Origin of the sequence: Actinoplanes sandaracinus, from assembly GCF_030009775.1 — a bacterium.
In the GTDB taxonomy this organism is placed as follows: Bacteria; Actinomycetota; Actinomycetes; order Mycobacteriales; family Micromonosporaceae; genus Actinoplanes; species Actinoplanes sandaracinus.
Window position 1 is genome coordinate 153,324 of sequence record NZ_JASCTH010000025.1, and the last position, 22,497, is coordinate 175,820.

24 protein-coding genes are annotated in these 22,497 nt (G+C 71.1%); 15 read left to right on the top strand and 9 right to left on the bottom strand.

From position 1 onward, the window contains the following. The first annotated feature begins 35 nt into the window (after nucleotides 1-35). The 5 genes from QLQ12_RS33080 to QLQ12_RS33100 are packed head-to-tail and all read left to right on the top strand — an operon-like array spanning nucleotide 36 to nucleotide 5,050. Complete coding sequence (locus QLQ12_RS33080) at nucleotides 36-1,670, top strand: ABC transporter substrate-binding protein (protein WP_282764572.1); 1,635 nt, start codon at nucleotides 36-38, stop codon at nucleotides 1,668-1,670. Next, the gene (locus QLQ12_RS33085) at nucleotides 1,667-2,611 is read left to right on the top strand and encodes an ABC transporter permease (RefSeq protein WP_282764574.1); all 945 of its coding nucleotides are present in this window, start codon (nucleotides 1,667-1,669) and stop codon (nucleotides 2,609-2,611) included. The genes QLQ12_RS33080 and QLQ12_RS33085 overlap by 4 nt, the downstream gene beginning before the upstream one ends. After that, nucleotides 2,608-3,405 (top strand): ABC transporter permease, encoded by a 798-nt coding sequence (locus QLQ12_RS33090; protein WP_282764576.1) that lies wholly within the window; start codon nucleotides 2,608-2,610, stop codon nucleotides 3,403-3,405. The genes QLQ12_RS33085 and QLQ12_RS33090 overlap by 4 nt, the downstream gene beginning before the upstream one ends. Continuing rightward, nucleotides 3,402-4,337: an ABC transporter ATP-binding protein gene (locus QLQ12_RS33095; RefSeq protein WP_282764578.1), complete on the top strand. Its 936-nt coding sequence runs from the start codon at nucleotides 3,402-3,404 to the stop codon at nucleotides 4,335-4,337. Before QLQ12_RS33090 ends, QLQ12_RS33095 begins: the two co-directional genes overlap by 4 nt. Further along, entirely contained in the window at nucleotides 4,337-5,050 is a 714-nt protein-coding gene (locus QLQ12_RS33100; protein ID WP_282764581.1) for an ABC transporter ATP-binding protein, read from the top strand. The genes QLQ12_RS33095 and QLQ12_RS33100 overlap by 1 nt, the downstream gene beginning before the upstream one ends. Here the strand turns inward: QLQ12_RS33100 and QLQ12_RS33105 are convergent. Next, nucleotides 5,037-5,624: a TetR/AcrR family transcriptional regulator gene (locus tag QLQ12_RS33105; protein WP_282764582.1), complete on the bottom strand. Its 588-nt coding sequence runs from the start codon at nucleotides 5,622-5,624 to the stop codon at nucleotides 5,037-5,039. The two genes, QLQ12_RS33100 and QLQ12_RS33105, sit on opposite strands and share 14 nt — an antisense overlap. A gap of 133 nt (nucleotides 5,625-5,757) precedes the next feature. Between QLQ12_RS33105 and QLQ12_RS33110 the strand changes: the two genes are divergently transcribed. From QLQ12_RS33110 to QLQ12_RS33120, 3 genes are read left to right on the top strand one after another with little or no spacing between them, the layout of a single operon-like run. Then, nucleotides 5,758-6,222, top strand: a complete 465-nt coding sequence (locus QLQ12_RS33110; RefSeq protein WP_282764584.1) for a DUF3237 domain-containing protein — start codon at nucleotides 5,758-5,760, stop codon at nucleotides 6,220-6,222. 14 nt (nucleotides 6,223-6,236) lie between these two features. Further along, a complete protein-coding gene (locus QLQ12_RS33115; protein WP_282764585.1) occupies nucleotides 6,237-7,895 on the top strand; it encodes a CocE/NonD family hydrolase in 1,659 nt (552 codons plus the stop codon). A 13-nt stretch (nucleotides 7,896-7,908) separates the two neighbouring features. Beyond that, on the top strand, nucleotides 7,909-9,324 hold the full coding sequence (locus QLQ12_RS33120) for an amidase (protein WP_282764587.1): 1,416 nt from the start codon (nucleotides 7,909-7,911) through the stop codon (nucleotides 9,322-9,324). Between the two features lie 10 nt (nucleotides 9,325-9,334). Here QLQ12_RS33120 and QLQ12_RS33125 read toward each other — a convergent pair whose 3' ends face one another. Next, nucleotides 9,335-9,745, bottom strand: a complete 411-nt coding sequence (locus QLQ12_RS33125) for a MarR family winged helix-turn-helix transcriptional regulator (protein ID WP_282764589.1) — start codon at nucleotides 9,743-9,745, stop codon at nucleotides 9,335-9,337. Between the two features lie 153 nt (nucleotides 9,746-9,898). Between QLQ12_RS33125 and QLQ12_RS33130 the strand changes: the two genes are divergently transcribed. Genes QLQ12_RS33130 through QLQ12_RS33145 form a run of 4 tightly spaced genes read left to right on the top strand, consistent with a single transcriptional unit; the run spans nucleotide 9,899 to nucleotide 13,666 of the window. Next, entirely contained in the window at nucleotides 9,899-10,786 is an 888-nt protein-coding gene (locus QLQ12_RS33130) for an SDR family NAD(P)-dependent oxidoreductase (RefSeq protein ID WP_282764591.1), read from the top strand. Next, nucleotides 10,783-11,664 (top strand): amidohydrolase family protein, encoded by an 882-nt coding sequence (locus QLQ12_RS33135; protein WP_282764593.1) that lies wholly within the window; start codon nucleotides 10,783-10,785, stop codon nucleotides 11,662-11,664. Before QLQ12_RS33130 ends, QLQ12_RS33135 begins: the two co-directional genes overlap by 4 nt. After that, a complete protein-coding gene (locus QLQ12_RS33140; RefSeq protein WP_282764594.1) occupies nucleotides 11,661-12,119 on the top strand; it encodes a MaoC family dehydratase in 459 nt (152 codons plus the stop codon). The genes QLQ12_RS33135 and QLQ12_RS33140 overlap by 4 nt, the downstream gene beginning before the upstream one ends. A gap of 11 nt (nucleotides 12,120-12,130) precedes the next feature. After that, entirely contained in the window at nucleotides 12,131-13,666 is a 1,536-nt protein-coding gene (locus QLQ12_RS33145; RefSeq protein WP_282764596.1) for an acyl-CoA synthetase, read from the top strand. On the opposite strand, the gene QLQ12_RS33150 is transcribed toward QLQ12_RS33145, so the two are convergent. Beyond that, nucleotides 13,595-15,070, bottom strand: coding sequence for an AAA family ATPase (locus QLQ12_RS33150; protein WP_282764597.1), 1,476 nt, complete (start codon nucleotides 15,068-15,070; stop codon nucleotides 13,595-13,597). The genes QLQ12_RS33145 and QLQ12_RS33150 overlap by 72 nt on opposite strands. Before the next feature lie 40 nt (nucleotides 15,071-15,110). Then, nucleotides 15,111-15,869, bottom strand: a complete 759-nt coding sequence (locus QLQ12_RS33155; RefSeq protein ID WP_282764599.1) for an SIR2 family NAD-dependent protein deacylase — start codon at nucleotides 15,867-15,869, stop codon at nucleotides 15,111-15,113. A gap of 110 nt (nucleotides 15,870-15,979) precedes the next feature. Between QLQ12_RS33155 and QLQ12_RS33160 the strand changes: the two genes are divergently transcribed. After that, a complete protein-coding gene (locus tag QLQ12_RS33160) occupies nucleotides 15,980-16,183 on the top strand; it encodes a hypothetical protein (RefSeq protein WP_282764601.1) in 204 nt (67 codons plus the stop codon). Here QLQ12_RS33160 and QLQ12_RS33165 read toward each other — a convergent pair. Further along, complete coding sequence (locus QLQ12_RS33165) at nucleotides 16,164-16,964, bottom strand: alpha/beta fold hydrolase (protein WP_282764603.1); 801 nt, start codon at nucleotides 16,962-16,964, stop codon at nucleotides 16,164-16,166. The genes QLQ12_RS33160 and QLQ12_RS33165 overlap by 20 nt on opposite strands. Nucleotides 16,965-17,052: 88 nt before the next feature. On the opposite strand from QLQ12_RS33165, the gene QLQ12_RS33170 reads away from it, so the two are divergent. Both QLQ12_RS33170 and QLQ12_RS33175 read left to right on the top strand, forming a co-directional pair. Beyond that, a complete protein-coding gene (locus QLQ12_RS33170; RefSeq protein WP_282764605.1) occupies nucleotides 17,053-18,723 on the top strand; it encodes a GMC oxidoreductase in 1,671 nt (556 codons plus the stop codon). Beyond that, complete coding sequence (locus tag QLQ12_RS33175) at nucleotides 18,720-20,225, top strand: flavin-containing monooxygenase (protein WP_282764606.1); 1,506 nt, start codon at nucleotides 18,720-18,722, stop codon at nucleotides 20,223-20,225. Before QLQ12_RS33170 ends, QLQ12_RS33175 begins: the two co-directional genes overlap by 4 nt. A 39-nt stretch (nucleotides 20,226-20,264) precedes the next feature. On the opposite strand, the gene QLQ12_RS33180 is transcribed toward QLQ12_RS33175, so the two are convergent. The 4 genes from QLQ12_RS33180 to QLQ12_RS33195 all read right to left on the bottom strand — a co-directional run. Continuing rightward, nucleotides 20,265-20,855 carry a DUF6346 domain-containing protein gene (locus QLQ12_RS33180; RefSeq protein WP_282764608.1) on the bottom strand — a complete coding sequence of 197 codons (591 nt, stop codon included), beginning with the start codon at nucleotides 20,853-20,855 and terminating at the stop codon, nucleotides 20,265-20,267. Between the two features lie 13 nt (nucleotides 20,856-20,868). Continuing rightward, nucleotides 20,869-21,858: a hypothetical protein gene (locus QLQ12_RS33185; protein ID WP_282764610.1), complete on the bottom strand. Its 990-nt coding sequence runs from the start codon at nucleotides 21,856-21,858 to the stop codon at nucleotides 20,869-20,871. After that, complete coding sequence (locus QLQ12_RS33190; RefSeq protein WP_328518332.1) at nucleotides 21,855-22,175, bottom strand: type VII secretion target; 321 nt, start codon at nucleotides 22,173-22,175, stop codon at nucleotides 21,855-21,857. Before QLQ12_RS33190 ends, QLQ12_RS33185 begins: the two co-directional genes overlap by 4 nt. Further along, the coding region (locus QLQ12_RS33195) for a YbaB/EbfC family nucleoid-associated protein (RefSeq protein ID WP_282764614.1) at nucleotides 22,175-22,497 on the bottom strand (323 nt) is incomplete at its 5' end. The genes QLQ12_RS33195 and QLQ12_RS33190, both read right to left, overlap by 1 nt.

The following is a 22,497-nucleotide window of genomic DNA, read 5'->3' on the forward strand; positions in this document are numbered from 1 at the left end:
TCCTATGCCCGGACCCCTACGCTCAGGGGGAAACATTGAAGCCCGCATATAGAGCGGCGACTGCCCTCCTGCTCGGCCTCACCCTGACCGCCTGCTCGGGCGGCCAGGAGACCGGGCAGACCGGCACGCCGACGATCGAACTCGTCGAGACCACCCCCGCCGCGACCGGCGACGTCGAGAAGGTCACCTGGGCGTTGCCCTCGGGCGAGCCCGCCTCGCTCGACCCGGCCCGCACCGGCGACTACTCCGCCAACACGGTCGGCACCAACCTGTGCGAGAGCCTGTTGCGCCTGGAGACCGACTTCTCCACCAGCCCGGGGCTGGCGACCTCGGTCGTGCAGAAGGACCCCGTCACCGTGGTGATCACCGTCCGCGGCGGGGTCACCTTCTGGGACGGCAGCCCGCTGACCGCCGATGACGTCGTCTACAGCCTGTCGCGCCACAGGGACCCCACGCTGGCCTCGTACGCGGCGCACGTCTTCGCCGGTGTCGCGTCGATCGACCGGACCGGGGACCTCGAGGTCACCGTCCGGTTCAAGACCCCGGACGTGCAGTTCATCCCAGACATGGCCGGGGTGCCCGGCGCGATCGTGCAGAAGGCGTTCGCGACGAAGGCCGGCCAGGGCTTCGGCACCGCGAGCGGCGGTTTGATGTGCACCGGCCCGTTCAAGCTGGACGGCTGGCAGAACGGCCAGAGGATCAGCGTGCGGCGCAACGACACCTACTGGGACACCACCCGCAAGGCGCGCGCCGCGGCCTTCGACTTCGTTCCGCTCACCGATCACAGCACGCTGACCAGCGCTCTTCTCGCCGGCGAGGTCGACGGCGTCTACGGCGCGCCGGTCGGCAGCATCGCCGCGCTGCAGCGGTCCGGCACGGGCACGCTGTACTTCGGCCCCAGCACCGAGACGTTCAGCCTCGGCGCGGTCGCCGCCGACGGCCCGATCGCCGACCCGCGCATCCGGCAGGCCCTCGACCTGGCGATCGACAAGGCCGCTTACGTGACCAGCGTGCTCAAGGGAGCCGGCCGGCCGCTCAAGACCTTCACCCCGCCGCTGGCCTGGCAGGGCAGTCCGGCCAAGACGATCTACGACGCGGGGTACGCCGCACTCCCCGACACCTCCAAGGCCGATCTCGAGGCAGCCAAGAAGCTGGTGACCGAGGCCGCGCCGACCCGGACCGACCTGGTGATCGCGACCCCGGCCGGTGACCAGTCCCTGCTGCAGACCGCCACCATCGCGCAGGCCGCCGCCCAGCAGATCGGCCTGACCGTCACCGTGAGGCAGTTGCAGCCGGCCGAGTTCGCCGGGCTCTTCTACGACCCCGGGCTGCGGCAGGGCATCGACCTGATCGCGACCACCGGTTACCTGGAGGTGCCGGGCGCGCTGTACTACGCGCCGGGATTCGTCCTCAAGGGCGCCCCGTTCAACTGGACCGGTTACGAGGATCCGGGCGTTACGGCGAACATCGTGGCGGCGGTCTCGGCGACCGACCCGGCCGTCTCGGCGGAGAGGTTCGTGGCCGCGCAGGCGGTCTACGGCCCGGCGAAACTCCAGATCACGCTGGCCGGCTCGCACAACCGCCTGTTCCTGAACAAGCGGATCACCGGTGCTCCGGCGTCGTTCTCCTACATCAGTTCGGCGTGGGCGGCACGGGTCGGCGCCCGATGATCGGGTTCGTCCTGCGCAAGCTCGCCGGGGTGGTGGCCACCGTCGCGGTGGCCAGCCTGGTCATCTTCGGCGCGCTGTACCTGGCGCCCGGGGACCCGGCGAGCCTGCTGGCCGGCGGCCAGCAGCCCAGCCCGGAGGCGCTGGCCGAGATTCGCGAGCGGTACCACCTCGACGACCCGTTCCCGGTGCGGTACCGGCACTGGCTGACCGGCCTGCTCAGCGGCGACCCGGGCGCCTCGATGGTGTGGAAGGAACCGGTGACGGCACTGATCGGGGCGCGGATCGGGACCACGATGCTGCTGGTCGCGTACGCCTCGCTGGTGATCTTGACGGTGGGGGTGACCGCGGGTGTCGTCGCCGCCGTCGGTGGCCGCAAGGTGGACCAGGCTCTGACGGTGATCACGACGGTGCTGATGGCGGCCCCGGCGTTCGTCGCCGCGATCCTGCTGATCTGGGTCTTCGCGACCACGCTGTCGTGGTTCCCGGTCTACGGGTCCGGCAGCGGCTTCGTCGACCGGATCCACCACCTGACACTCCCCGCGCTGGCGCTCAGCGGCGGCTATCTCGCCTACGTCAGCCGGATCACCCGCACCGAGGTCCGCGCCGAGCTGGCCTCCGACCACGTGGCCGCGGCCCGGGCGCGCGGGCTGCCGCGCTGGACCGTTCTGCGCCGGCATGTGCTGCGCAACGCCGCACCGCCGGTCGTCGCGGTCTCCGGGGTGACGGTGGCCGGGCTGTTCGCGGCGACCGCGGTGGCCGAGCAGGCGTTCGGGGTGAGCGGGCTCGGGTCGCTGCTGGTGCAGAGCGCGGCCCGGCAGGACCTGGTTGTGGTGCAGGCCCTGTCGCTGCTGCTGGTGACCGTGTTCGTGGTGGTGAACATGCTGGTCGACGTCTTGAACGCGGTTCTCGACCCACGGCTGGTGAGAGAGGGGGTGGCATGAGGAGGTGGCTGGCTCCGGCCGTCTGCGTGCTCGTCGTGCTGGTGGCGTTGCTCGCGCCCTGGGTGGCGCCCTACGACCCGGACGCGCTGGACCCGCTCAACGCCTACGCGCCGGTCACGGCCCGGCACCCGCTCGGCACCGACGACCTGGGCCGTGACCTGTTGTCCCGGCTGATCCACGGTGCGCGGACCAGCCTGGCGGGACCGCTGATCGTGGTGCTGGCCGCGGGCGCCGTGGGCGCGACCGTCGCGATCAGCGCGGCCTGGTTCGGCGGCTGGTTCGACGCCCTGGTCTCCCGGGCCCTCGACGTGCTGTTCGCCTTTCCCGGTCTGGTCCTGGCGATCACCGTGGCCGCGCTGTTCGGCAGCGGCTTCGTCACCCCGGTGGTGGCGCTGTCATGTGCGTTCGTTCCGGTGATCGCGCGGGTGATGCGGGCCGCCGCACTGCGCGAACGCAACCTGCCCTATATCGAGGCGCTGCGGGTGCAGGGTTTCTCCGCCTGGCACATCTGCCTGCGTCATCTGGTGCCCAACCTGGCGCCACTGCTGATGGTGCAGGCCGCGATCGGCTTCGGGTACGCGATGATCGATCTGGCCTCGATCTCGTTCCTCGGCCTCGGCCTGCAGCCACCGGCCGCCGACTGGGGCCTGATGATCGCCAACGGTCAGCCGTCCATCCTCGCGGGCTTCCCGCAGCAGTCCATCGCCGCCGCCGTCGCGGTGGTGATCACCGTGGTCGCCTTCACCGCCGTCGCGGAACGGCTGGCCACGCGCTTCTCCGGAGACGTGCGATGACGCTGCTGGAATTCGAGAACCTGAGGGTCAGCCTGGGGGACCGGCCCATCCTGAGGAACGTGACACTGTCGGTCGCGGCCGGGGAGGCGGTCGGCCTGGTGGGCGAGTCCGGCTCGGGCAAGTCGATGACGGTCAGATCGGTGGTCCGCCTGCTCCCGGAGGGGGCGGCCGTCACGGGGGCGGTCCGCTTCGAAGGCGCCGACATCGCCTCTCTCGGCGCCGCCGGGCTGCGCCGGATGAGGTCTCGGGACGTGGCCATGGTCTTCCAGGACCCGCGCGCGGTGGTCAATCCGGTCCGCACGGTCGGCGACTTCCTCACCGAGGTGCTGCGCGACCAGGGCGTCAACCGGGCTGACGCCCTGAGGAAGGCCGCCGGGTCACTGTCCGAGGTCGGCGTCGACGACGCCTCGCGCAGGCTCGCTCAGCGGCCGTACGAACTGAGCGGCGGCCTGCTTCAGCGGGTGGTGATCGCGGCGGCTCTCCTGACCGAGCCGAAGCTGATCCTGGCCGACGAGCCGACCACCGCCCTGGACGTGACCACGCAGGAGGAGGTGGTGGCGATCCTCGACGAGCAGCGCCGCCGGCGTTCGGTCGCCCTGATGTTCATCACGCACGACCTGGAACTGGCCGCCGCGGTCTGTGACCGGATCGCCGTCATGTACGCGGGTGAGATCGTCGAGATCCTCCCGGCGGACCGGCTGCACACCGAGGCCCGGCACCCGTACACGCGGGCCCTGCTCGGGTCCCGCCCCGGCACGGTCCCGCCCGGGCAGCGCCTGCGGACCGTGCCCGGCGTCCCGCAGTCCGCGCTGACCGCCCCGCCCGGGTGCGTCTTCGCCGACCGCTGCCCGCACGCCGAGGACCGCTGCCGGGACACCCGTCCGGCGTTCCGTGGCTCGGCCGCCTGTCACCTGCTGGAGGAGGTCCGTTGATGCTGGAGGTTCGTGACCTGCGCAAGGAGTTCAAGGGTGTCGTCGCCGTGGACGGGGTCAGCTTCCGTGTCGCGGCCGGCGGCTCGCTGGCCGTGGTCGGTGAGTCCGGCTCCGGCAAGACGACCTGCGCCCGGATCGTCACCGGCCTCACGAAGGCCACCTCCGGGACGGTCGTCCTGAACGGCAGCGTCCAGATGGTGTTCCAGGACCCGTACCAGAGCCTCGATCGTCGCCAGACGGTCCGCGGCTGTCTCGCCGAGGTCCTCGCCCATCACCGCAAGGACAGGTCCCGGATCGGGGAGCTGCTCGACCTCGTCGGCCTGGACCGGGCGCTCGGTGAGGCCCTGCCCCGGCACCTGTCCGGCGGGCAGCGGCAGCGGGTGGCGATCGCCCGCGCGCTCGCCGCCGAGCCGCGACTGCTGGTGCTGGACGAGGCGGTGGCCGCCCTGGACGTGTCGATCCAGGCGCAGATCCTGAACCTGCTGGTGGACGCCCGGGCCGCCACCGGTGTGGCCTACCTGTTCATCACGCACGACCTGTCGGTGGTGCGGCACGTGTGCGAGGACGTCGTGGTGATGTCGCGGGGGCGGGTGGTGGAGGCCGGGCCGGTGGAGAGGGTGCTGCACCGGCCGGACCACGAGTACACCCGCCGGCTGGTCGCGTCGGTGCCGCGGCCCGGCTGGGTCCCGTCCCGGGCGGTCAGTCGTGGCTGAGCCGCTCCAGCAGGGCCTCGGCCGCGGCCCGGACCAGCCCGCCCGAGGCGGCCGGAAGCTGGAACTCGGCCATCATCGAGTTGCCCATCGCCAGGCACCACAGCCCGTACGCGGTGGTGCGCCGGGCGCCCGGCGACGCGGCCGGGTGCTCGGCGGCGACCGCGTCCTCGACCGCCTGCACCGCGGACGTGTAGTGGACCTGCATGGTGGCCCGGATGCCGTCGTCGGCGATGCCCGCGGTGATCAGCTCGCGGATCACCGCGTCATCGTCGCTGATCGGCAGGAACCCGCTGCTGAACAGGTAGTCCATCACGATCGGCAGCTTCTCCCGGTCGGCGGCCGCGGCGATCTTGCGGATGAACTCGGCCTCGTACCCGGTGTAGAGCCAGGTGGTGAACTTGCGGAGCAACTCGTCCCGGTTGCCGACGTAGTGCCGGATGTGGCTGCGGCTCAGCCCGGACTCCTCGGAGACCCGTTCCAAGGTCGTCCCGGCGAGACCGTGCTTCTGCAGGCAGCGTCCCGTGGCCCGCATGATCTGCTCGGTCCGCTCCGCGGCCATGCTCGGGCGTCCCATCCCGGCTCCCCTCCCTCGGCGCCCGCGTGTGCGCGCGACGTCCGCGTGTGGCGTCCGGGCGCGTATCGCACGCCGGCTCACCCGGGCCTCAGCCTAATTGATTGTCATTGCGGAAAAGAAAATGAGGAGCGCCATGCCTGAGTTGCCCGATCCCCGGCTCGTCTTCGCCTTCGAGGCCCGGGTCGACGTCGCCGAGACCCTGCACGTGGGACGCGGTCCGGACGAGGTGCTGATGTTCACCCCGATCACCGGCGGCACCGTGGACGGTCCGCGCCTGACGGGCCGGGTCCTCGCCGGTGGCGGGGACTGGTCGACCACGCGCGGTCAGGTCACCGAACTGGACGCGCGCTATCTGCTGCGGGCCGACGACGGGTCGGTGATCGACATCCACAACCGCGGGTTCTGGCGGGCCACGGCCGAGATCGACGCCCGGGTCGAGGCGGGGGAGGACCTCCCGGAGACCGAGTACTACTACCGGACCAGCGCGGTGTTCCGTACCGACGCGCCCGCCCACCGGTGGCTCACCGAGTCGGTCTTCGTGGGCCTGGCCCGCGGCGAGAACGGCCAGGTCTGCATCCGCTTCTTCGAACTCCTCTGAAAGGCGGCCCTGACATGACCGTCTCGGTACAACGGACGGGCCCCGGGCCGCTCTCCCCGGACGCCGTCCAGCACATGGTCCGGATGCGTGACGGGGTGCATCTCGCCACCGATGTCTATCTGCCGCCCGGCGACGTCACGCCCGGGCCGACCATCCTCACCCGGCTGCCGTACGACAAGTGCGGCGAGTACACCTTCATGCCGCGGATCGCCGCGTACTTCACCGCGCGCGGCTACCGGATGGTCGTGCAGGACGTGCGCGGGAAGTTCCGCTCCGAGGGGGAGACCCTGCTCTTCGTCAACGAGGCCTACGACGGCTACGACACCCTGGAATGGGTGATCAACCAGCCGTGGTCGGACGGGGTCGCCGGGATGTGGGGCGACTCCTACTACGGCTACACCCAGTGGGCCGCGGCGTCGACCGGGCACCGGGCGCTCAAGGCGATGGTGCCCCGGGTCACCGGCACTCGCCTCGGCGAACTGCCGGTCCCGGTCCCCGGGCAGCGCACCCATGACGTGGAGATGTCGGTGCACCGGTTCTATCCGCTGTCGATGTTCCACGACCGGGACATCCTGGACTGGGAGATCGACTGGACGCGGCGGCCCCTCGCCGCGCAGGTCGAGGAGTTCTTCACCGCCGTCGGCAGCCGGTCGGCGTCGTACGACCTGTGGTTCCCGCATCCGGTCAGCCTGCGCCGCTTCCCGGCCGGGAGCCCGTTCGACGCCCCCGCCGTGCCGGTGCTGATGACCATCGGGTGGTGGGACAACTGCGCGCCCTGGCAGTGGTCCGACCATCGCGAGCTGCGACGCCGGCCGGGCTGGGCGCGCAACGAGTACCTGCTGCTCGAAGCGATCGACCACGAGAACACCAGCCACTTCTCGGCCGGCGAGCCGGCCACGGTGGAGACCATGGCGGCGCGCTATCTCGACCCGGCGATCGAGTTCTTCGACGTGTTCCTGCGGGGCCGGGACACCGACATCCCTCGCGTGCGGTGGCAGCTCGCCAACTCCGGCGATCCGTCGCTGCGGGCCGCCGCGGCCTGGCCACTGCCGGAGGCGTACGAGATGGTCTGGCGGCCTTCCGGTGCCGAGGCGGCGGTGCGCGGCGTGCCCGGCGGGACCCTCGCCGTGGCGCCGGACGTCGCCTCCGCGACCGCGCCGGAGATCGCGAGCTGGACGCACGACGCCGCCGACCCGGTGCCCTCGCCGGTGATCGATCCGTTCGCGTTCCTGCGGGAGTTCCCCGATGAGCGTCATCTCGCCGATCGCCCCGACGTGCTGGTCTTCACCGCGCCCGCCGGGGCCGTGCCGCTCGACCTGGCCGGCCCGATCCGCCTGGACGCCGTCGCCGGCTCCGACGGGCCGGAGATGGACCTGTTCGCCCGGCTGCTCGACGTCGCGCCCGACGGCACGGCCCGGCTGATCGCCCGTGGCCAGCAGACCATCCCGCACCCGGGCGACGCCGTCGCCGTGACGATCGATCTCGGTCAGACCGGGTACCGGCTGCCGGCCGGGCACGCCCTGCGCCTCACCGTGGCCAGTTCCGACGCGCCCGAGTTCGTGCCCGCCCCCGGCACCGGCGAGCACCGTTGGCTGGCCGCCGGGACCCGCCCCAACCGCCAGCGGCTGGACCTGGCCGCCACCCGTCTGACCTGCACTGTTCTGCCCTCATGAAAAGGACCGCCTGATGGACGTCACCGAACTCACCGCCACCGGGATCGCCGCCGGGGTGCGCGGCGGCCGCTTCACCGCGACCGCGGTCGTGGAAGCCCATCTGGCCCGCATCGCCGAGGTGAACCCACGGGTCAACGCCGTGACCGTGGTCCTCGCCGACAAGGCCCGGGAGACGGCCGCCGCCGTCGATGCCCGCATCGCGGCGGGGGAGGAGCCCGGCCCGCTGGCCGGCGTGCCGATCACCGTGAAGGAGAACATCGACCTGACCTGGTCGGCGACCACCTCCGGCCTGACGTTCGCCGCCGGCCACGTGCCGCAGGCCAACGCCACGTTCGTGGACCGGCTCCTGGCGGCCGGCGCGATCCCGGTCGGGCGCGGGAACATGCCCGACATCGGGCTGCGCTGGGACACCGACAACGACCTGTTCGGGCGGACCCGGAACCCGTGGAACCCGGCCCGCGTCCCCGGCGGCTCCAGTGGCGGCGACGCGGTCGCGGTCGCCACCGGCATGGCGGCCGCCGGCCTCGGCAACGACTACGGCGGTTCGCTGCGGCTGCCGGCCCACGCCGCCGGGATCACCGCGCTGCGGCCGTCCGCGGGCCGGGTGGCCGCGCCGGGCCGTGGCGCCGAACCGCTGCCGCTGTCGATTCAGCACATGGCGGTGAACGGGCCGCTCGCCCGGTCGGTGGCCGACCTCGACCTGATCTTCGGCCTGATGCACGGCGCCGACGACCACGACCCGCTGTCGGTGAGCATCCCGCACCCGTCCGGCTACGACGGCCCGCGCCGCGTCGCGGTCACCGTCGACCCGGCCGGCTGGGGCGAGGTGGACCCGGCGGTGATCGCCGCGGTCCGCTCGGCCGCCGGCGCCCTCGCCGCCGCGGGCTGGGAGGTCGAGGAGGTGGAGCCGCCGGCCGTGGACCGCTGCGCCACCCTCTGGCGTCAGCTGTCGTCGACCGAGAACGCGCCGATGCTGCTCACCCCGGGCGTCTTCCCCGGCCCGCTCTCCGCGGGCACGGTCGAATACTTCCGGGACAACATCGCCGGCGTCGAGCTGCTCGACACGTCGGCCGCCTATCAGAGCGCGTGGGCGGAACGGTTCGTGCACGCCGCGGCCTGGCGCGCGTTCCACGCCCGCTATCCGATCGTGCTCGGCCCGGTCACCACGCGGCCGATGCCGGAGATCGGCTTCGATCTGAGCGGCCCGGCCGCCGCCACCGCGCTGTGGAGGGCGTACCGCCTGCTGGTGACCGTCAACTTCCTCGGCCTTCCGGCGGTCGCCGTCCCGACCGGCGTCTCCGGCCGCCGCCCGCTGGGCGTCCAGGTCATCGCGGGCCTGCACCGCGAACACACCGCGCTGGCCGCGGCCCGCGACATCGAGGCGGCCTTCGCGCCGATCACCCCGATCCGCCCCCTGACCGTCGCCTGACCGGTGCCGCTCAGCTGAGCGACTGCCAGGCGGTGGTCAGGGAGTGGCGGAAGCCGGCGGATTGGGCGTCGGTCAACTTGGTGATCATCCGGGCCTCCAGGTCACGGACCGGGCCGTCGACCGCCGCCAGCAGCGCACGCCCCTCGCCGGTGAGGTGGATCAGAAGCTCGCGGCGGTTCTCGGTGTTGCGTTCCCGGCGGATCAGGCCACGGGTCTCCAGCGTCCGCACCATGTCGGCGATGGACTGCGCGGTCACGAACGAATCGCGGGCGAGCTGGGCGGCGGACAGCCCGTCGTGGCGTTCCAGGACGGTCAGCGCGGTGTACTGCAATGCGGTGACGCCGTGCCCGCGCACCACCTCGTCAAGGCGTGCGCGTACCGCGAGTTCGAGTTGTTTGACGAGGTAGAGCAGCGATGGCATGCGCGGCACATTACCCCATTGACAGGAAACCTGATCGTCATCAAGGATCACATCAACAGGATTCCTGTTGATCGTGGGCGGCCGGCCGGCGGTCGGCCGCGGGGCCCGGCCGGTGGGTCGACCACATCCCCAGTCCGTGAGAGGTTGAAGAGTATGGATCTGAGCGGCAAGGTTGCCATCGTCACCGGAAGCGGCCGGGGGCTCGGTCTGGCATATGCCGAGGCGCTCGCCGCGTCGGGCGCCTCGGTCGTGGTCAACGACGTGGACCAGGCCGTGGTGGACGCGGCGGTCGCGCGGATCGGCGCGAACGCGGTCGGGGTGGCGGCGTCCGTCGGTGACACCGAGAGCGCCGACAAGCTGGTGGCCGCGGCGGTGGAGGCGTTCGGCCGGCTCGACGTGCTGATCACCAATGCCGGCATCCTGCGCGACCGGGTGCTGTGGAAGATGACCGACGACGACTTCGACGCGGTCGTCAAGGTGCACCTGCGCGGCACGTTCACCTGTGCCCGGGCCGCCGCCGTCCGGATGCGCGAGCAGGGCGCTGGTGGCCGCATCATCCTGATCGGCTCGCCGGCCGGGCAGCGCGGCAACTTCGGCCAGACCAACTACGCGGCCGCCAAGGCCGGCATCGCCGCGATGGCCCGCACCTGGGCGCTGGAGCTGGCGCGCAGCGAGATCACGGTGAACGCGGTGGTCCCGATCGCCGCCACCGAGATGACCAGGACGATTCCGGCGTTCGGGCCGGTCATCGAGGAGGCCGAGCGGACCGGCGCGCCCTACCCGGCCTGGCTGCGCCACGATGAGGGGCTCGGCACCGTCGAGGACGTCACCGGCCTGATCACCTTCCTCGCCTCGGACGCGTCCAAGGGCATCACCGGGCAGGCGATCGGCATCGGCGGCGACAAGCTCTCCCTCTGGTCGCACCCGGCGGAGAAGAGTGTTCTCCACCAGGACGGCGGCTGGTCGGCCGAGGCGATCGCCGCCGCGTGGGACTTCACCCCGGAGACGTACGGCATCCCGGCCCCCAAGGCGCAGCCGTGAACCTCGACGAGCTCACCGCGATCGACGTGCACACGCACGCCGAAGTCGGCCGGGACGGGCGCACCTCGCTCAGCCCCGTCCTGCTCGGCGCCTCCGCCGACTACTTCAAGGCGCACGGTCACCGGCAGCCGACCATCGCCGAGACGGCCGGCTACTACCGTTCCCGTTCCATGGCGGCTGTCGTCTTCACCGTCGACGCCGAGCATGCGACCGGGCACCCGCGGATCCCCAACGAGGAGATCGCCGAGGACTGCGCGGCCCACCCGGACGTGCTGATCCCGTTCGCCAGCATCGACCCGCACAAGGGCCGGGCCGGGGCCCGCGAGGCCCGCCGCCTGGTCGAGCACTACGGCGTCCGCGGGTTCAAGTTCCACCCCAGCATCCAGGGCTTCTCGCCGGACGACCGGCTCGCCTACCCGCTCTACGAGACGATCGAGGAACTGGGCGCGGTCGCCCTCTTCCACACCGGGCAGACCGGCATCGGCGCCCGGGTGCGCGGCGGCGGAGGCATCCGCCTGAAGTACTCCAACCCGATGCTCGTCGACGACGTGGCCGTGGACTTCCCGGACCTGCGGATCATCCTGGCCCACCCGTCGTTCCCCTGGCAGGACGAGGCCCTCGCGGTGGCCACCCACAAGGAGCACGTCCACATCGACCTGTCCGGCTGGTCGCCGAAATACTTCCCACCCCAACTCGTCCGGTACGCCAACAGCCTGCTCCAGGACAAGGTGTTGTTCGGCTCCGACTATCCGGTCATCACCCCCGACCGGTGGCTCGCCGACTTCGAGGCGCTCGACCTCAAGGACACGGTCCGGCCCAAGATCCTCAAGACCAACGCAGCCCGCCTGTTCGGGATCACCTCCAAGGAGACCTCATGACCATCACCGTGAACGGCCTCGAAGGCCTCAAGTCCCTCGTCGGCAAGGACCTCGGCCACAGCGAATGGCTGGAGATCACCCAGGAGCGGGTGAACACGTTCGCCGACGCGACCGACGACCACCAGTGGATCCACGTCGACGTCGAGCGCGCGAAGACCGGCCCGTTCCGCGCCCCGATCGCGCACGGATACCTGACGTTGTCGCTGGTCATTCCGCTCTTCAGCGCAATGCTGAAGGTCGAGGGCATGACCCTGGGGGTCAACTACGGTCTGGAGAAGGTGCGCTTCCCGAGCCCGGTCAAGGTGGGCGCGAAGATCCGGCTGGCCGCGACGATGGTCAGCGTCGAGGAGGTGGCCGGCAACGGCGTGCAGAGCACCTTCGACTTCACCATCGAGGTGGACGGCCAGGCCAAGCCTGCCTGCGTCGCCCGCCCGATCTATCGCCACTACGCCTGACGGCGCTCACGATGCGCAACGCAGGGCTGGGATCGTGGCCGGCACGCCGGGCGGCCATGTCGCCCGACCGGACCGCCATGATCTTCGGGGAGCGGCGTATGACGTACGCGGCATTGTTCGAACGCACCTCGCGCCTGGCCGCGGCCCTGCGCCGGGCCGGGGTCGGCCCCGGTGACCGGGTCGCCTATCTCGGCCCGAACCACCCGTCCTTCGTCGAGACCATGTTCGCGACGTGGGCCCTCGGGGCGATCTTCGTGCCGCTCAACTTCCGGCTGACGCCGCCGGAGATCGAATACCAGCTCCGGCACAGTGGGGCGGTCGCGTTGATCCACGCCCTGCCGGTCGCCTCCGAGGTCGCGGTCACGGTGGACCTGTCCGGGTACGAGGCGTTCCTGGCCGAGCCGGCGCGGTTCGACGAGCCGGTCGGGCTCGATGGCGTGGCCTGCATCCTCTACACGTCGGGCACCACCGGGCACCCCAAGGGGGCGATGCTCACCCACGGCAACATCGTGTGGAACTGCTACAACCTGCTGGTCAGCGTGGACGTGGCGAGCGACGAGGTGACCCTGGTCAGCGCGCCGCTGTTCCATGTGGCGGCGCTCAACCAGTGCCTGCTGCCGACGTTCCTCAAGGGCGGCACCTCGGTGATCATGCCCGGCTGGGACGTGGACGGCTGCTTCGACGCGATCGCCCGGCACGGCGTGACCCTGATGTTCGGCGTCTCCACGATGTTCGCCGGCCTGTCCCAGTCGCCGCGCTGGCGCACGGCCGACCTGTCGTCGGTGCGCACCCTGATGACCGGGGGAGCGTCGGTGCCGGAGGTGTTGATCCGCAGCTACCAGGAGCGCGGCCTGGCCTTCTGCCAGGGCTACGGGATGACCGAGACCGCACCCGGCGCCACCTTCCTGGAGGCCCGGGAGAGCCGTGAGCACATCGGATCGGCAGGTCTGCCGGTGTTCTTCGCCGACGTCCGCTGCGTGCTGCCCGACCTCACCCCGGCCCCGCCCGGCGAGCCGGGAGAGGTGCTGGTCCGCGGCCCGAACGTGACCCCCGGTTACTGGAACGACCCGGCGGCGACCGCGGCGGCGTTCACCGGCGGCTCCTGGTTCCGTTCCGGAGACCTCGCCGTCGTCGACGAGGCGGGCCACTACCGGATCGTCGACCGCACCAAGGACATGTACATCTCCGGCGGAGAGAACGTCTATCCCGCCGAGGTGGAGGCGGCCGTCTTCGAACACCCGGCGGTGGCGGAGGCCGCGGTGGTCGGCGTGCCCGACGAGAAATGGGGTGAGGTGGGCCGCGCCTTCGTGGTGCCGATGCCCGGCAGCACCCTCGAACCCGCCGACATCCCGGCGTTCCTCACCGGGCGCCTGGCCCGATACAAGATCCCGGTGTACGTCGACGTCGTCACGGAGTTGCCCCGCACCGGCTCCAACAAGGTCCGCAAAGGCCCGCTCCGCGACCTCCCCCTGCCGTCAGCCCGGGCGGTACAGGGCGGCCAGGTCGATCAGGACGATGCCGGGATCGGCGGCGGCCGTCTCGCGTAGCTCCCCGGTGAACCCGGCTCCGCTGAAGCAGGCGAGCCGTGCGGTCTCCGCGCCGGGGCGGCCTTGCGCGGTGAGCAGTGACCGGATGCGGCGGAGCCGGTCGAGATGGCCCAGCCCCATGACGTCGCCCCACTTCACCTCACCGATCGCGAGCAGCGGCTGCCGGTTGTCGTCGTCCAGCCCGAAGACCGCGATGTCCACCTCGTGCGACGTCCGATGGGCCGGATCGTTGACGGTGCCGCTGCTCACCCTGTTGGGATAGTCGCCGAACACCTCCGGCCCGGCGAGATGCCGGGTCCAGTACCGGCAGACCTGCTCGAAATGGGGTCCGAGCACGTTGCCGACGAAGCGTCGCCGGCTGCGCTGCCACAGGCGGCCGGCGTCACGGGTGTGCTCCAGGTCCGACCAGATCGGGCGCATGACGGCGTGATAGAAGGCGACCAAAGGTTCGGCGATCCGGAAAGTCGTCCGGTTGTCCCGGAACGCGTCCGGCTCGCGGGTGACCAGCCCGCAGTCCTCCAGCACGGTCAGCGGATGGGCCAGGTCGCCGGCTTTGCGGCCGAGGTAGGACGCGATGCCGCCCCGGTGCGAGTTGCCCGAGGCGATCGCGGCGAGCACGGAGTGGTAGAGGCCCGCGTCGCGGAGGTCGGGTTCATCGGCGAGCAGATACCGGGCCTCCCGGAAGAGCGGGCTGACCGGGGAGAGGACGGTTCGGACCACCCAGGCGTCGAAATCATCCGGGCCGGCCGGCGTGTCGTCGCGGGCGAACTCCCGCCGGTACGCTGGCGTGCCGCCCACGACGGCGTTGGCCATCAGCGCGGTGGCGTGGTCCTCGATGCCCCAGAATTGGGCGGCGAGCTGATGGTCCAGGGTGGGCACCATCAGTTCCAGGCCGGCCCGCCCGCGCAGCGGTGCGCTGCCGCTCAGCAGGCGGCCCATGAACGACATCGCGGAGCCGCACAGCAGGAGACTCGCGCGGCTCTTGTCGCGTTCCTCCCGCAGCGGCGCGAGCGCGTTCTGGATGACCGAGGGAATCTGCGGATTGGCCCGCACCAGGTACGGGAACTCGTCGATCACTACCGGGATGCGGCGCTCCCGGCCGAGCCGCAGCAGCGCGTCGATCGCCTGATGCCAGCCGTCGAAGGCCAGCGGCGCGGGCGCGTCCACGTACTCCGCGACCAGCGCGCCCAGACGGTTCAGGGATTCGCGGTCAGCCGCCTCGTCCGCGGGGAAGTAGAAACCGCCGGTGGCCTGGCACAGCGAACGCAGGAGGAATGTCTTGCCCTGCCGACGCCGGCCGGAGACGACGCCGAGCAGGGCTCCCGGACGCGGGTCGGTCGCGAACGCCGACAGAGCCGCCCACTCGCGCTCTCGGTCGAACATCTCCGCGGGCCGTTCCAGCATCCGGCTCTCCTTTACGTGACCACAGTTATCATAACTGTGGTCACATCACCGGCCAGGCGGCCTTCACCAGGGCGGGAAGGACCGTGGCGGCGCTGCCGTGCAGGTTGATGGCGGCGGTCGCGTCGAGCGGGGTGGGCTGCGGGTTCACCTGGATCACGGTGCCGCCGAACATGGCGGCCACCCGGGGGATCTCGGCGGCCGGGTAGACCAGGCCGGACGTGCCGACGGTCAACAGCACGTCGCACTCGGTGGCCTCCTGAACCGCCGTCTCCAGCGCCTCCTCGGAGAGCGCCTCGCCGAACCAGACGACACCGGGGCGGATCGGCCCGGCGCACTGGCCGCAGCGGGGCGGGGCCAGCCGGCGGCCCTCCTCCGGTTCGTCGCAGGCCGTGACCGCGGCCGGGCGGGAACAGGTCGCGCAGCGTGGCGTGAACAGGCTGCCGTGCAGGTGGATCGGCGCGGCCGAGCCGGCGCGCTCGTGCAGGTCGTCGACGTTCTGGGTGACGACGACGGTGTGCGGGGCGCGGGCCTCGATCGCGGCGACCGCCTCGTGGCCCGGGTTGGGACGGACCCTCTCGATCAAGCAGCGGCGCCACTCGTACCAGCCCCAGACCAGGTCCGGGTCGTCGTCGAAGGCCTGCGGCGTGGCCAGCGCCTGGGCGTCGTAACGCTCCCAGAGACCGGTCAGCGAGTCCCGGAAAGTGGGCACGCCGCTCTCCGCCGAGATGCCCGCCCCGGTGAGCACCACCACCCGCCGCGCCTCGGCCAGCACCTTCGCGGCGTCACGCACGTCGACCATTCGAGCCCCCGATCCCGGACAAACGTATTAACCGGCACGAAGGAGTGTCGCAGAACCCATTCGGCCCATGATTCGTTGTCCGGTCGAGTAGGCGTCGCGTGGAGGTGCTGGTGCCATCGACCAAGGGCGAACGTGCTCGCCGCACCCTGCGTCACGCGGGGGACCGGCTGCTGACCGCGGTCGGTGACTGGACCGCCCCGAGCGAGCGGCCCACATTCGACGACGCCAGCATGAGCGCCCTGGTCAGGATGGTTACCGCGGTGGCGGGAGCACTCTTCCTGGTGGCGATGCTGATCATCTGGCTGGTGGGCTGAGGAGCGCCGTGACGCAGGCGGCCGGGTCGTCGGCGAACGGCAGATGGCCGCAGCCGGCGAGGGTGACGTGCCGCGCCGACGGGAGGACGGCCCGCGCGCGGCGTGACTGGGGGAACGGGAGGACCGCGTCCCGCGTACCCCAGGCGATGGTGACCGGGATGCGGGTGAGCGGTGACGTGTCGGCGGACGCCCATGGCCGCAGGGCGCTGAAGGCGTCCCGCGCGGCGTCGAAGCCGGGGGCGGCGGCGAGGGCACGGGCCGCGGCGACACAGTCGGCCGGGTCGAGCCGGCCCGGGCGGGCGTAGAAGAGGCCGCACAGCGCGGCGCGGCCGGCGGAGTTCGCCATGATCCGCGGGAGTCGCGGGCCGAGGCGGCGGGCGGCGGCGCGGGCGGTGGTGACGGAGGCCTGGCTCCAGCGGCGGCCGGCGCCGTTCCAGAAGCCGATCGGGGCGAACGCGGTGACCGTGCGGGCGTGGCCGCGGCGGCCGAGTTCCAGGGCGATGCCGCCGCCGAGCGAACTGCCGGCGACCTCGGGGCGCTCCACGCCGAGCCGGTCGAGAAAGGACTCGACGACGCCGGCGAGGTGGGCGACCGAGCCCCCGTCGCCGGCCGGGGACCAGAGCGGGGACTCCCCGAAACCGGGCAGGTCCAGGGCGATCACGTCGCGGTGGCGGGCGACCTCGTCGAGGATCGGCGTCCACACCTGGCGGTGGCTGCCCAAGCCGTGGATCAGCAGCAGCGGCGGGCCGGAGCCGCGGCGGTCGTACGAGAGATCGGTCACCCGTTATTTATGAGACGGATTCACGCTGTGCGCAAGACGTGGACGTCCGTTGTTGACACGTTGCCAATAGCGGTGTGATGGTACGGCGATGTCGTACGACTACGACGTCCTCGTGATCGGCTCCGGGTTCGGTGGCAGCGTGACCGCGCTGCGCCTGACCGAGAAGGGCTACCGCGTCGGCGTGCTCGAAGCGGGCCGGCGGTTCACCGACGAGCAGTTCGCCAAGACGTCCTGGCGGCTGCGCGACTACCTCTACGCGCCCGCGCTCGGCTGCTACGGCATTCTGCGCCTGACCCTGCTCCGCGACGTGATGATCATGTCGGGGGCCGGGGTCGGCGGTGGCTCCCTGGGCTACGCCAACACCCTCTACGAGCCGCCGGACGCCTTCTACGCCGATCCGCAGTGGGCCGGTGTCACCGACTGGAAGACCGAACTCGCCCCCTACTACGAGCAGGCCAAACGCATGCTCGGGGTGACCACGACGCCGTTCGAGACCGCCTCCGACCGGGCGTTGAAGGCGGTCGCCGACGACCTCGGGGTGGGTCACACCTTCCGCCGCACGCCGGTCGGAGTCCTCTTCGGCGACCAGCCCGGCGAGCCCGTCCCCGACCCGTTCTTCGGCGGCGCCGGCCCGGCCCGGCGTACCTGCACGCTGTGCGGATCGTGCATGACTGGCTGCCGCGGCAACGCCAAGAACACCCTGGTCAAGAACTATCTCCACCTGGCCGAGCAGGCCGGCGCCCAGGTCCACGCGTTGACCACCGTGACGTCCGTCCAGCCATTGGCGGACGGCGGATACCTGGTCGACACGCGCCGCACCGGAGGACTGTCGAGGAGCAGCTTCATCGCCGGGCAGGTCGTCCTCGCCGGCGGGGCGCTCGGCACGCAGCGGCTGCTGCACCGGATGCGCGACCGGGGCCGGCTGCCGTACGTCTCGCCCCGCCTCGGCGAACTGAGCCGCACCAACTCCGAGTCGATCCTCGGGGCGCGGACCCGCGACCGGACCCGCGACTTCAGCCACGGCATCGCGATCACCTCCTCCATCCATCCCGACCACGTCACCCACGTCGAACCGGTCCGGTACGGCCCCGGCAGCAACCTGCTCGCCCTGCTCGCCACCGTGCTCGTCGACGAGGGCCGCCCCCGCTGGTGGCAGGCTCTGAAAACGCTCGCGAGAGCCGGCCGTGACCTGCGGCTTTACGTCTCGCCCCGGGATTGGTCGCGGGAGACCGTGGTGCTGCTGGCCATGCAGCCCCTGGACAACTCGATCACCGTGCACACCCGCCGGGGCCCGTTCGGGCGGCGGCTCAGCAGCCGCCCCGGCATCGGCGAACCGAACCCGGTGTGGGTGCCGGCCGCCCACGACGTGGCCCGCCGGGTCGCGGCCGAGATCGACGGCGTGGCGACCGGCGCGGTCACCGAACTGATCGGACGGCCGGTCACCGGGCACTTCATCGGCGGGTGCGCGATCGGCGCCTCCGCCGACAGTGGGGTCGTCGACCCGTACCACCGGCTCTTCGGCCATCCGGGCCTGCACGTCATCGACGGCTCGGTGGTGGCGGCGAACCTCGGCGTCAACCCGTCGCTGACCATCACCGCGCTGGCCGAACGGGCGGTGGCGCTCTGGCCCAACGCCGGCGACCCCGACCCACGCCCGGACTCCGGTTTCCGCCCGGTCGAGCCGGTGGCGCCACGCCATCCGGTCGTGCCGGCCGGCGCACCCGCAGCGCTGCGACTGACCATCGGAAGGCGGCCATGACCCGGATCGCGATCATCGGGGCCGGGTTCGGCGGGGTGGCGGTCGCCGCCGAACTCCTCAAAGCCGGGTTCAGCGACATCGTCCTGCTGGAGAAAGCCGACCGGATCGGCGGCGTGTGGCGGGACAACACCTATCCGGGGTGCGCCTGCGACGTTCCGGCGCCGCTCTACTCGTACTCCTTCGCCCTGAATCCGGACTGGTCGCGGCGCTACCCGCCGCACGACGAGATCCTCGCCTACCTGCGGCGATGCGCCGCCGACCTGGGCGTCACCCCGCTGGTCCGCCTCGGCGCGGAGGTGGCGTCAGCGGCCTGGAAGGACCGGACGTGGACCATCACCCTGACCGGCGGGGAGACGCTGGAGGCCGACGTCCTCATCCCCGCGGCCGGCCAGTTGTCCCGCCCGTCCGTGCCCGCCCTGCCCGGCGCCGCGTCATTCACCGGCGTCGCAGTCCACACCGCCCACTGGACCTCCGGCATCCCGATCGACGGCCGCCGGATCGCGGTCATCGGCACCGGCGCCAGCGCCATCCAACTCGTCCCCGCGATCGCCGGGAGAGCCGCCCACATCTCCGTGTTCCAGCGCACCGCCCCCTGGACCGTGCCCAAACCGGACCGCCGCTACGGCCGCCTCCGCCGGGCCGCCTACCGGCGCGTGCCGGCGCTCATGCAGCTCTCCCGCGGCGCGACCTGGCTGCTCACCCTCGTGCCCGGCGCCGCCCTGCACGGCAACCGGGTGGTGAACGCCGGCGTCCGCGGCTACGCCTGGATCCAGCGCCGCTGGCAGGTCCGCGACCCGGAACTCCTCGCCAAGGTCACCCCCGACGAGCCGATCGGCTGCAAACGGCTCCTCTTCACCAACGACTGGCTGCCCACCCTGGCCCGCCCCGACGTCGACCTGATCACCGAGAAGATCGTCGCGGTGACGCCGGACGGCGTCCGCACCGCCGACGGCGCCGACCACCCGTGCGACGTCCTGGTCTACGGCACCGGCTTCGCCGCCACCGCGTTCCTGGCGCCGATGGCGATCACCGGCCGCGGCGGCAGGCCGCTCACCGACGAGTGGCGCGACGGCGCGCACGCCTACCTCGGCATCACCGTCCCCGGCTTTCCCAACATGTTCCTGGTCTACGGGCCCAACACCAACACCGGCAACACCTCGGTCATCTACTTCCACGAGGCCCAGGCCCGCTGGATCGTCCAGGCGGTGCGGTCGGTCGCCGCCGGCGACGATCTGGAGGTACGTCCGGACGTGGCGGCCACCTACGACAGCGAGATCCAGTCCCGCCTCGCCGGAAGCGTGTGGACGGCGTGCCAGAGCTGGTACCGCAACGCCGCCGGCCGCATCGTCACCAACTGGCCCGGCAAGGCCGTCGAATACCGCCGCCGCACCGCCCACCTCAACCGCGCCGACTTCCTCGCCGCATCAGGCCGGCCGTTCCTTCCGGCAGACGAGATCAGCGAGATACGTCCGGACGGCCATTTCCAGGACCGCCAGCGCTAGCACCTCAGCCCTCGTGACGGGAGCGGAGACCCATCGCCTCTACCTCCGGCGGAACCGGAACAGCGATCGGAGATGTTCGCGGATGACCAGGACCGCGAGAATCCCCGGCAGAGCACCGATGAGCATGACCGGAACACCGATCCACCGCAGCCACGGCCGGTAGGGCACGTCTTCCCGTGCGAGTTCCCTGCTGGTGCGATGCCGGCCGAGGTCGCCGATGCGGATTTCTTCACCGCGGTCGGACGCTGCGAATATGTGATCCTTGGTCAGGTCTTCGACAGTTCCGTCGTCCCAGCGGACCGTGACGTCGCAGGTGTCCCAGTAGCCAAATCCCTTGCCGGTGACCGGCCCGTGCCCCCAGCAACGGGCAACGGACGCCCGGCCGGTTCGAGTGGCGTCACCGAAATCCTGCCCTCCCAGTCTGACGAGCGTCATGCCGGAGAGAAAAAGAACCACGGCAAGCACGGACATCCCCACGAGAAATACCGCATCGCGTGATGCGCTGCTTTTGGAGCGAACAGCCCGCTCGGAGGCTGCGGCTTCCCGCTCGGTTTCCTCCCGCTCGAGCTGCTCCTGGAGTGCCTTGACCCTTGCGCGTTGCTTGTCGATCCATTCGTCGTCGGATGACACGATGACCTCTCCGTCAGCGCGGAATGTCGATGGGAGTCGGGGCGGTGTTGTCGTCCCGGGTGCTGTCGGATGCCTGCCCTACGTTCTGAGAGCCGTTCGTCTCCGCTGCCGAACGCCCGGTGTTGATGAGGACCTGTTGTATAGGGCCGTAGACGCGGGCATCGCCGTCGCTGAGTACCCCATAGGCTCTGTACGGTCCCGTCCAACCCTGCCGCGCGGTGCCTGAGGCTTCAACCCGGTGAGCGACCAGACGCAGAACGTTGTTGTTGGCCTTGCTGATCTGTGCCAAGAACATCTGCATCGTCTTCACGACGCGCCCGGTCTCCTCGATCTTCGTGAACAGATGCCTCAGCACGCTCAAGATTTTCATGCTGGTGTGGGACACCAGCATCGCGATCTCCACGAGCGCCTTGGGCATGAGCAGCCCGGTGGCGGCTTGCAGTGCTTTGGAGATGATGGCTCCCACCGCTTGAGCGATGATGTCCCGAATGGTGTTCCGCACTACGCCGACAGTCACTCCCAGCAGGGTGGTCACCCTGCCCATTCCGTCGGCGATCTTGCCGGTCGCTTGAACTACGCCGGCATGGTCGAGCGCACGCAGTCGGTAGGCATCCGCTGACTCGGCTGCCCAGCCGGCAGTGGTGCGGTTGACGTCCGCGACGAAAAGGTCTACCGCCTTGTAGATCCGGTTTTCGATCGCCTTCCAACTCGCCGCGTGACCTTCGATGGCCTTGGGATCGCCCATCAGTTTGTCCAGCGGCTCACGCAGGACGCTCACGTGCTCCATGGCCCAGCCCACCCCAGCGGCGAACAACGTCTGAAGCGGATCCATGATGGCGCCGAGGCCGGACATCAGAGTGGCGGCCAGATTGCCGAGGGCTCCGCCGCCATCCAGTTTGATCCCGCTGTCCACCATGCCGCTGACCGATTCGAAGATGCCGGCGCCCTCGTAGAATTTCCGGTCGGCGGCGGGCGCGATCAGCCCTCCGTACACGTCGGTCATCTGTCCGTCCCCCGGAAGCTCAGGATGTCGGCAGTCTCGGCGTCGGTGAGACCGATTTCGACGGTGAGGGCGCGCAGCAGATCGGCGAGATGGGCGGTCGCGTCAGTGCCGGTGCGCATCTCTTGGGCGGCGTGATCCTGTGCGATGTTGAGGATCGGGAGGATCAACATGCTGGGCCACTCGCCGTAGACCTGGTCCTGTTGGTCGAGGTGTCCGGCAGCCGCCGCGACCTGGTCGAGCATGTCCGCGACTTCGTCGACCTTGCTCGCGTGACTGCTCACCGCGTCCACATCGAGGTGCATTTCTGGCTGGGCCATCACCAACCACGCTCCCGGCGGTCGTCAGCGGGAGGCGCGGGAAACTGCTTGGCGTACGCGTCGGCGACGAATGACGTGGTGGCGGAGTCGGCGCCGTAGATGCCCCTGACCAGTTCGGACATGTCTTCGGCGAGCCGCGACTGGGCCTGCCGCGTGGTGGCCAGGATCAGGTGCGCCAAATCTTCAGGGGCCCGCCGCATCGCGTCGTCGGTGAGGGTCAGGGCGTTCAGGCCGCCGGCGTGATCGACTGTCACGGTGACGTCGCCGTCGGGTGATTCCGCGGTGGCGTCGATCTGTTTCATGCGCCGGGTGAGTTCCAGGG

Bases quoted from the DNA above. Each gene is read 5' to 3' on its own strand.
- QLQ12_RS33085 (WP_282764574.1), top strand. From the start codon at position 1,667: ATGATCGGGTTCGTCCTGCGCAAGCTCGCCGGGGTGGTGGCCACCGTC.
- QLQ12_RS33090 (WP_282764576.1), top strand. From the start codon at position 2,608: ATGAGGAGGTGGCTGGCTCCGGCCGTCTGCGTGCTCGTCGTGCTGGTG.
- QLQ12_RS33095 (WP_282764578.1), top strand. From the start codon at position 3,402: ATGACGCTGCTGGAATTCGAGAACCTGAGGGTCAGCCTGGGGGACCGG.
- QLQ12_RS33100 (WP_282764581.1), top strand. From the start codon at position 4,337: ATGCTGGAGGTTCGTGACCTGCGCAAGGAGTTCAAGGGTGTCGTCGCC.
- QLQ12_RS33105 (WP_282764582.1), bottom strand. From the start codon at position 5,624: ATGGGACGCCCGAGCATGGCCGCGGAGCGGACCGAGCAGATCATGCGG.
- QLQ12_RS33110 (WP_282764584.1), top strand. From the start codon at position 5,758: ATGCCTGAGTTGCCCGATCCCCGGCTCGTCTTCGCCTTCGAGGCCCGG.
- QLQ12_RS33115 (WP_282764585.1), top strand. From the start codon at position 6,237: ATGACCGTCTCGGTACAACGGACGGGCCCCGGGCCGCTCTCCCCGGAC.
- QLQ12_RS33120 (WP_282764587.1), top strand. From the start codon at position 7,909: ATGGACGTCACCGAACTCACCGCCACCGGGATCGCCGCCGGGGTGCGC.
- QLQ12_RS33125 (WP_282764589.1), bottom strand. From the start codon at position 9,745: ATGCCATCGCTGCTCTACCTCGTCAAACAACTCGAACTCGCGGTACGC.
- QLQ12_RS33130 (WP_282764591.1), top strand. From the start codon at position 9,899: ATGGATCTGAGCGGCAAGGTTGCCATCGTCACCGGAAGCGGCCGGGGG.
- QLQ12_RS33140 (WP_282764594.1), top strand. From the start codon at position 11,661: ATGACCATCACCGTGAACGGCCTCGAAGGCCTCAAGTCCCTCGTCGGC.
- QLQ12_RS33145 (WP_282764596.1), top strand. From the start codon at position 12,131: ATGCGCAACGCAGGGCTGGGATCGTGGCCGGCACGCCGGGCGGCCATG.
- QLQ12_RS33150 (WP_282764597.1), bottom strand. From the start codon at position 15,070: ATGCTGGAACGGCCCGCGGAGATGTTCGACCGAGAGCGCGAGTGGGCG.
- QLQ12_RS33155 (WP_282764599.1), bottom strand. From the start codon at position 15,869: ATGGTCGACGTGCGTGACGCCGCGAAGGTGCTGGCCGAGGCGCGGCGG.
- QLQ12_RS33170 (WP_282764605.1), top strand. From the start codon at position 17,053: ATGTCGTACGACTACGACGTCCTCGTGATCGGCTCCGGGTTCGGTGGC.
- QLQ12_RS33175 (WP_282764606.1), top strand. From the start codon at position 18,720: ATGACCCGGATCGCGATCATCGGGGCCGGGTTCGGCGGGGTGGCGGTC.
- QLQ12_RS33185 (WP_282764610.1), bottom strand. From the start codon at position 21,858: ATGACCGACGTGTACGGAGGGCTGATCGCGCCCGCCGCCGACCGGAAA.
- QLQ12_RS33190 (WP_328518332.1), bottom strand. From the start codon at position 22,175: ATGGCCCAGCCAGAAATGCACCTCGATGTGGACGCGGTGAGCAGTCAC.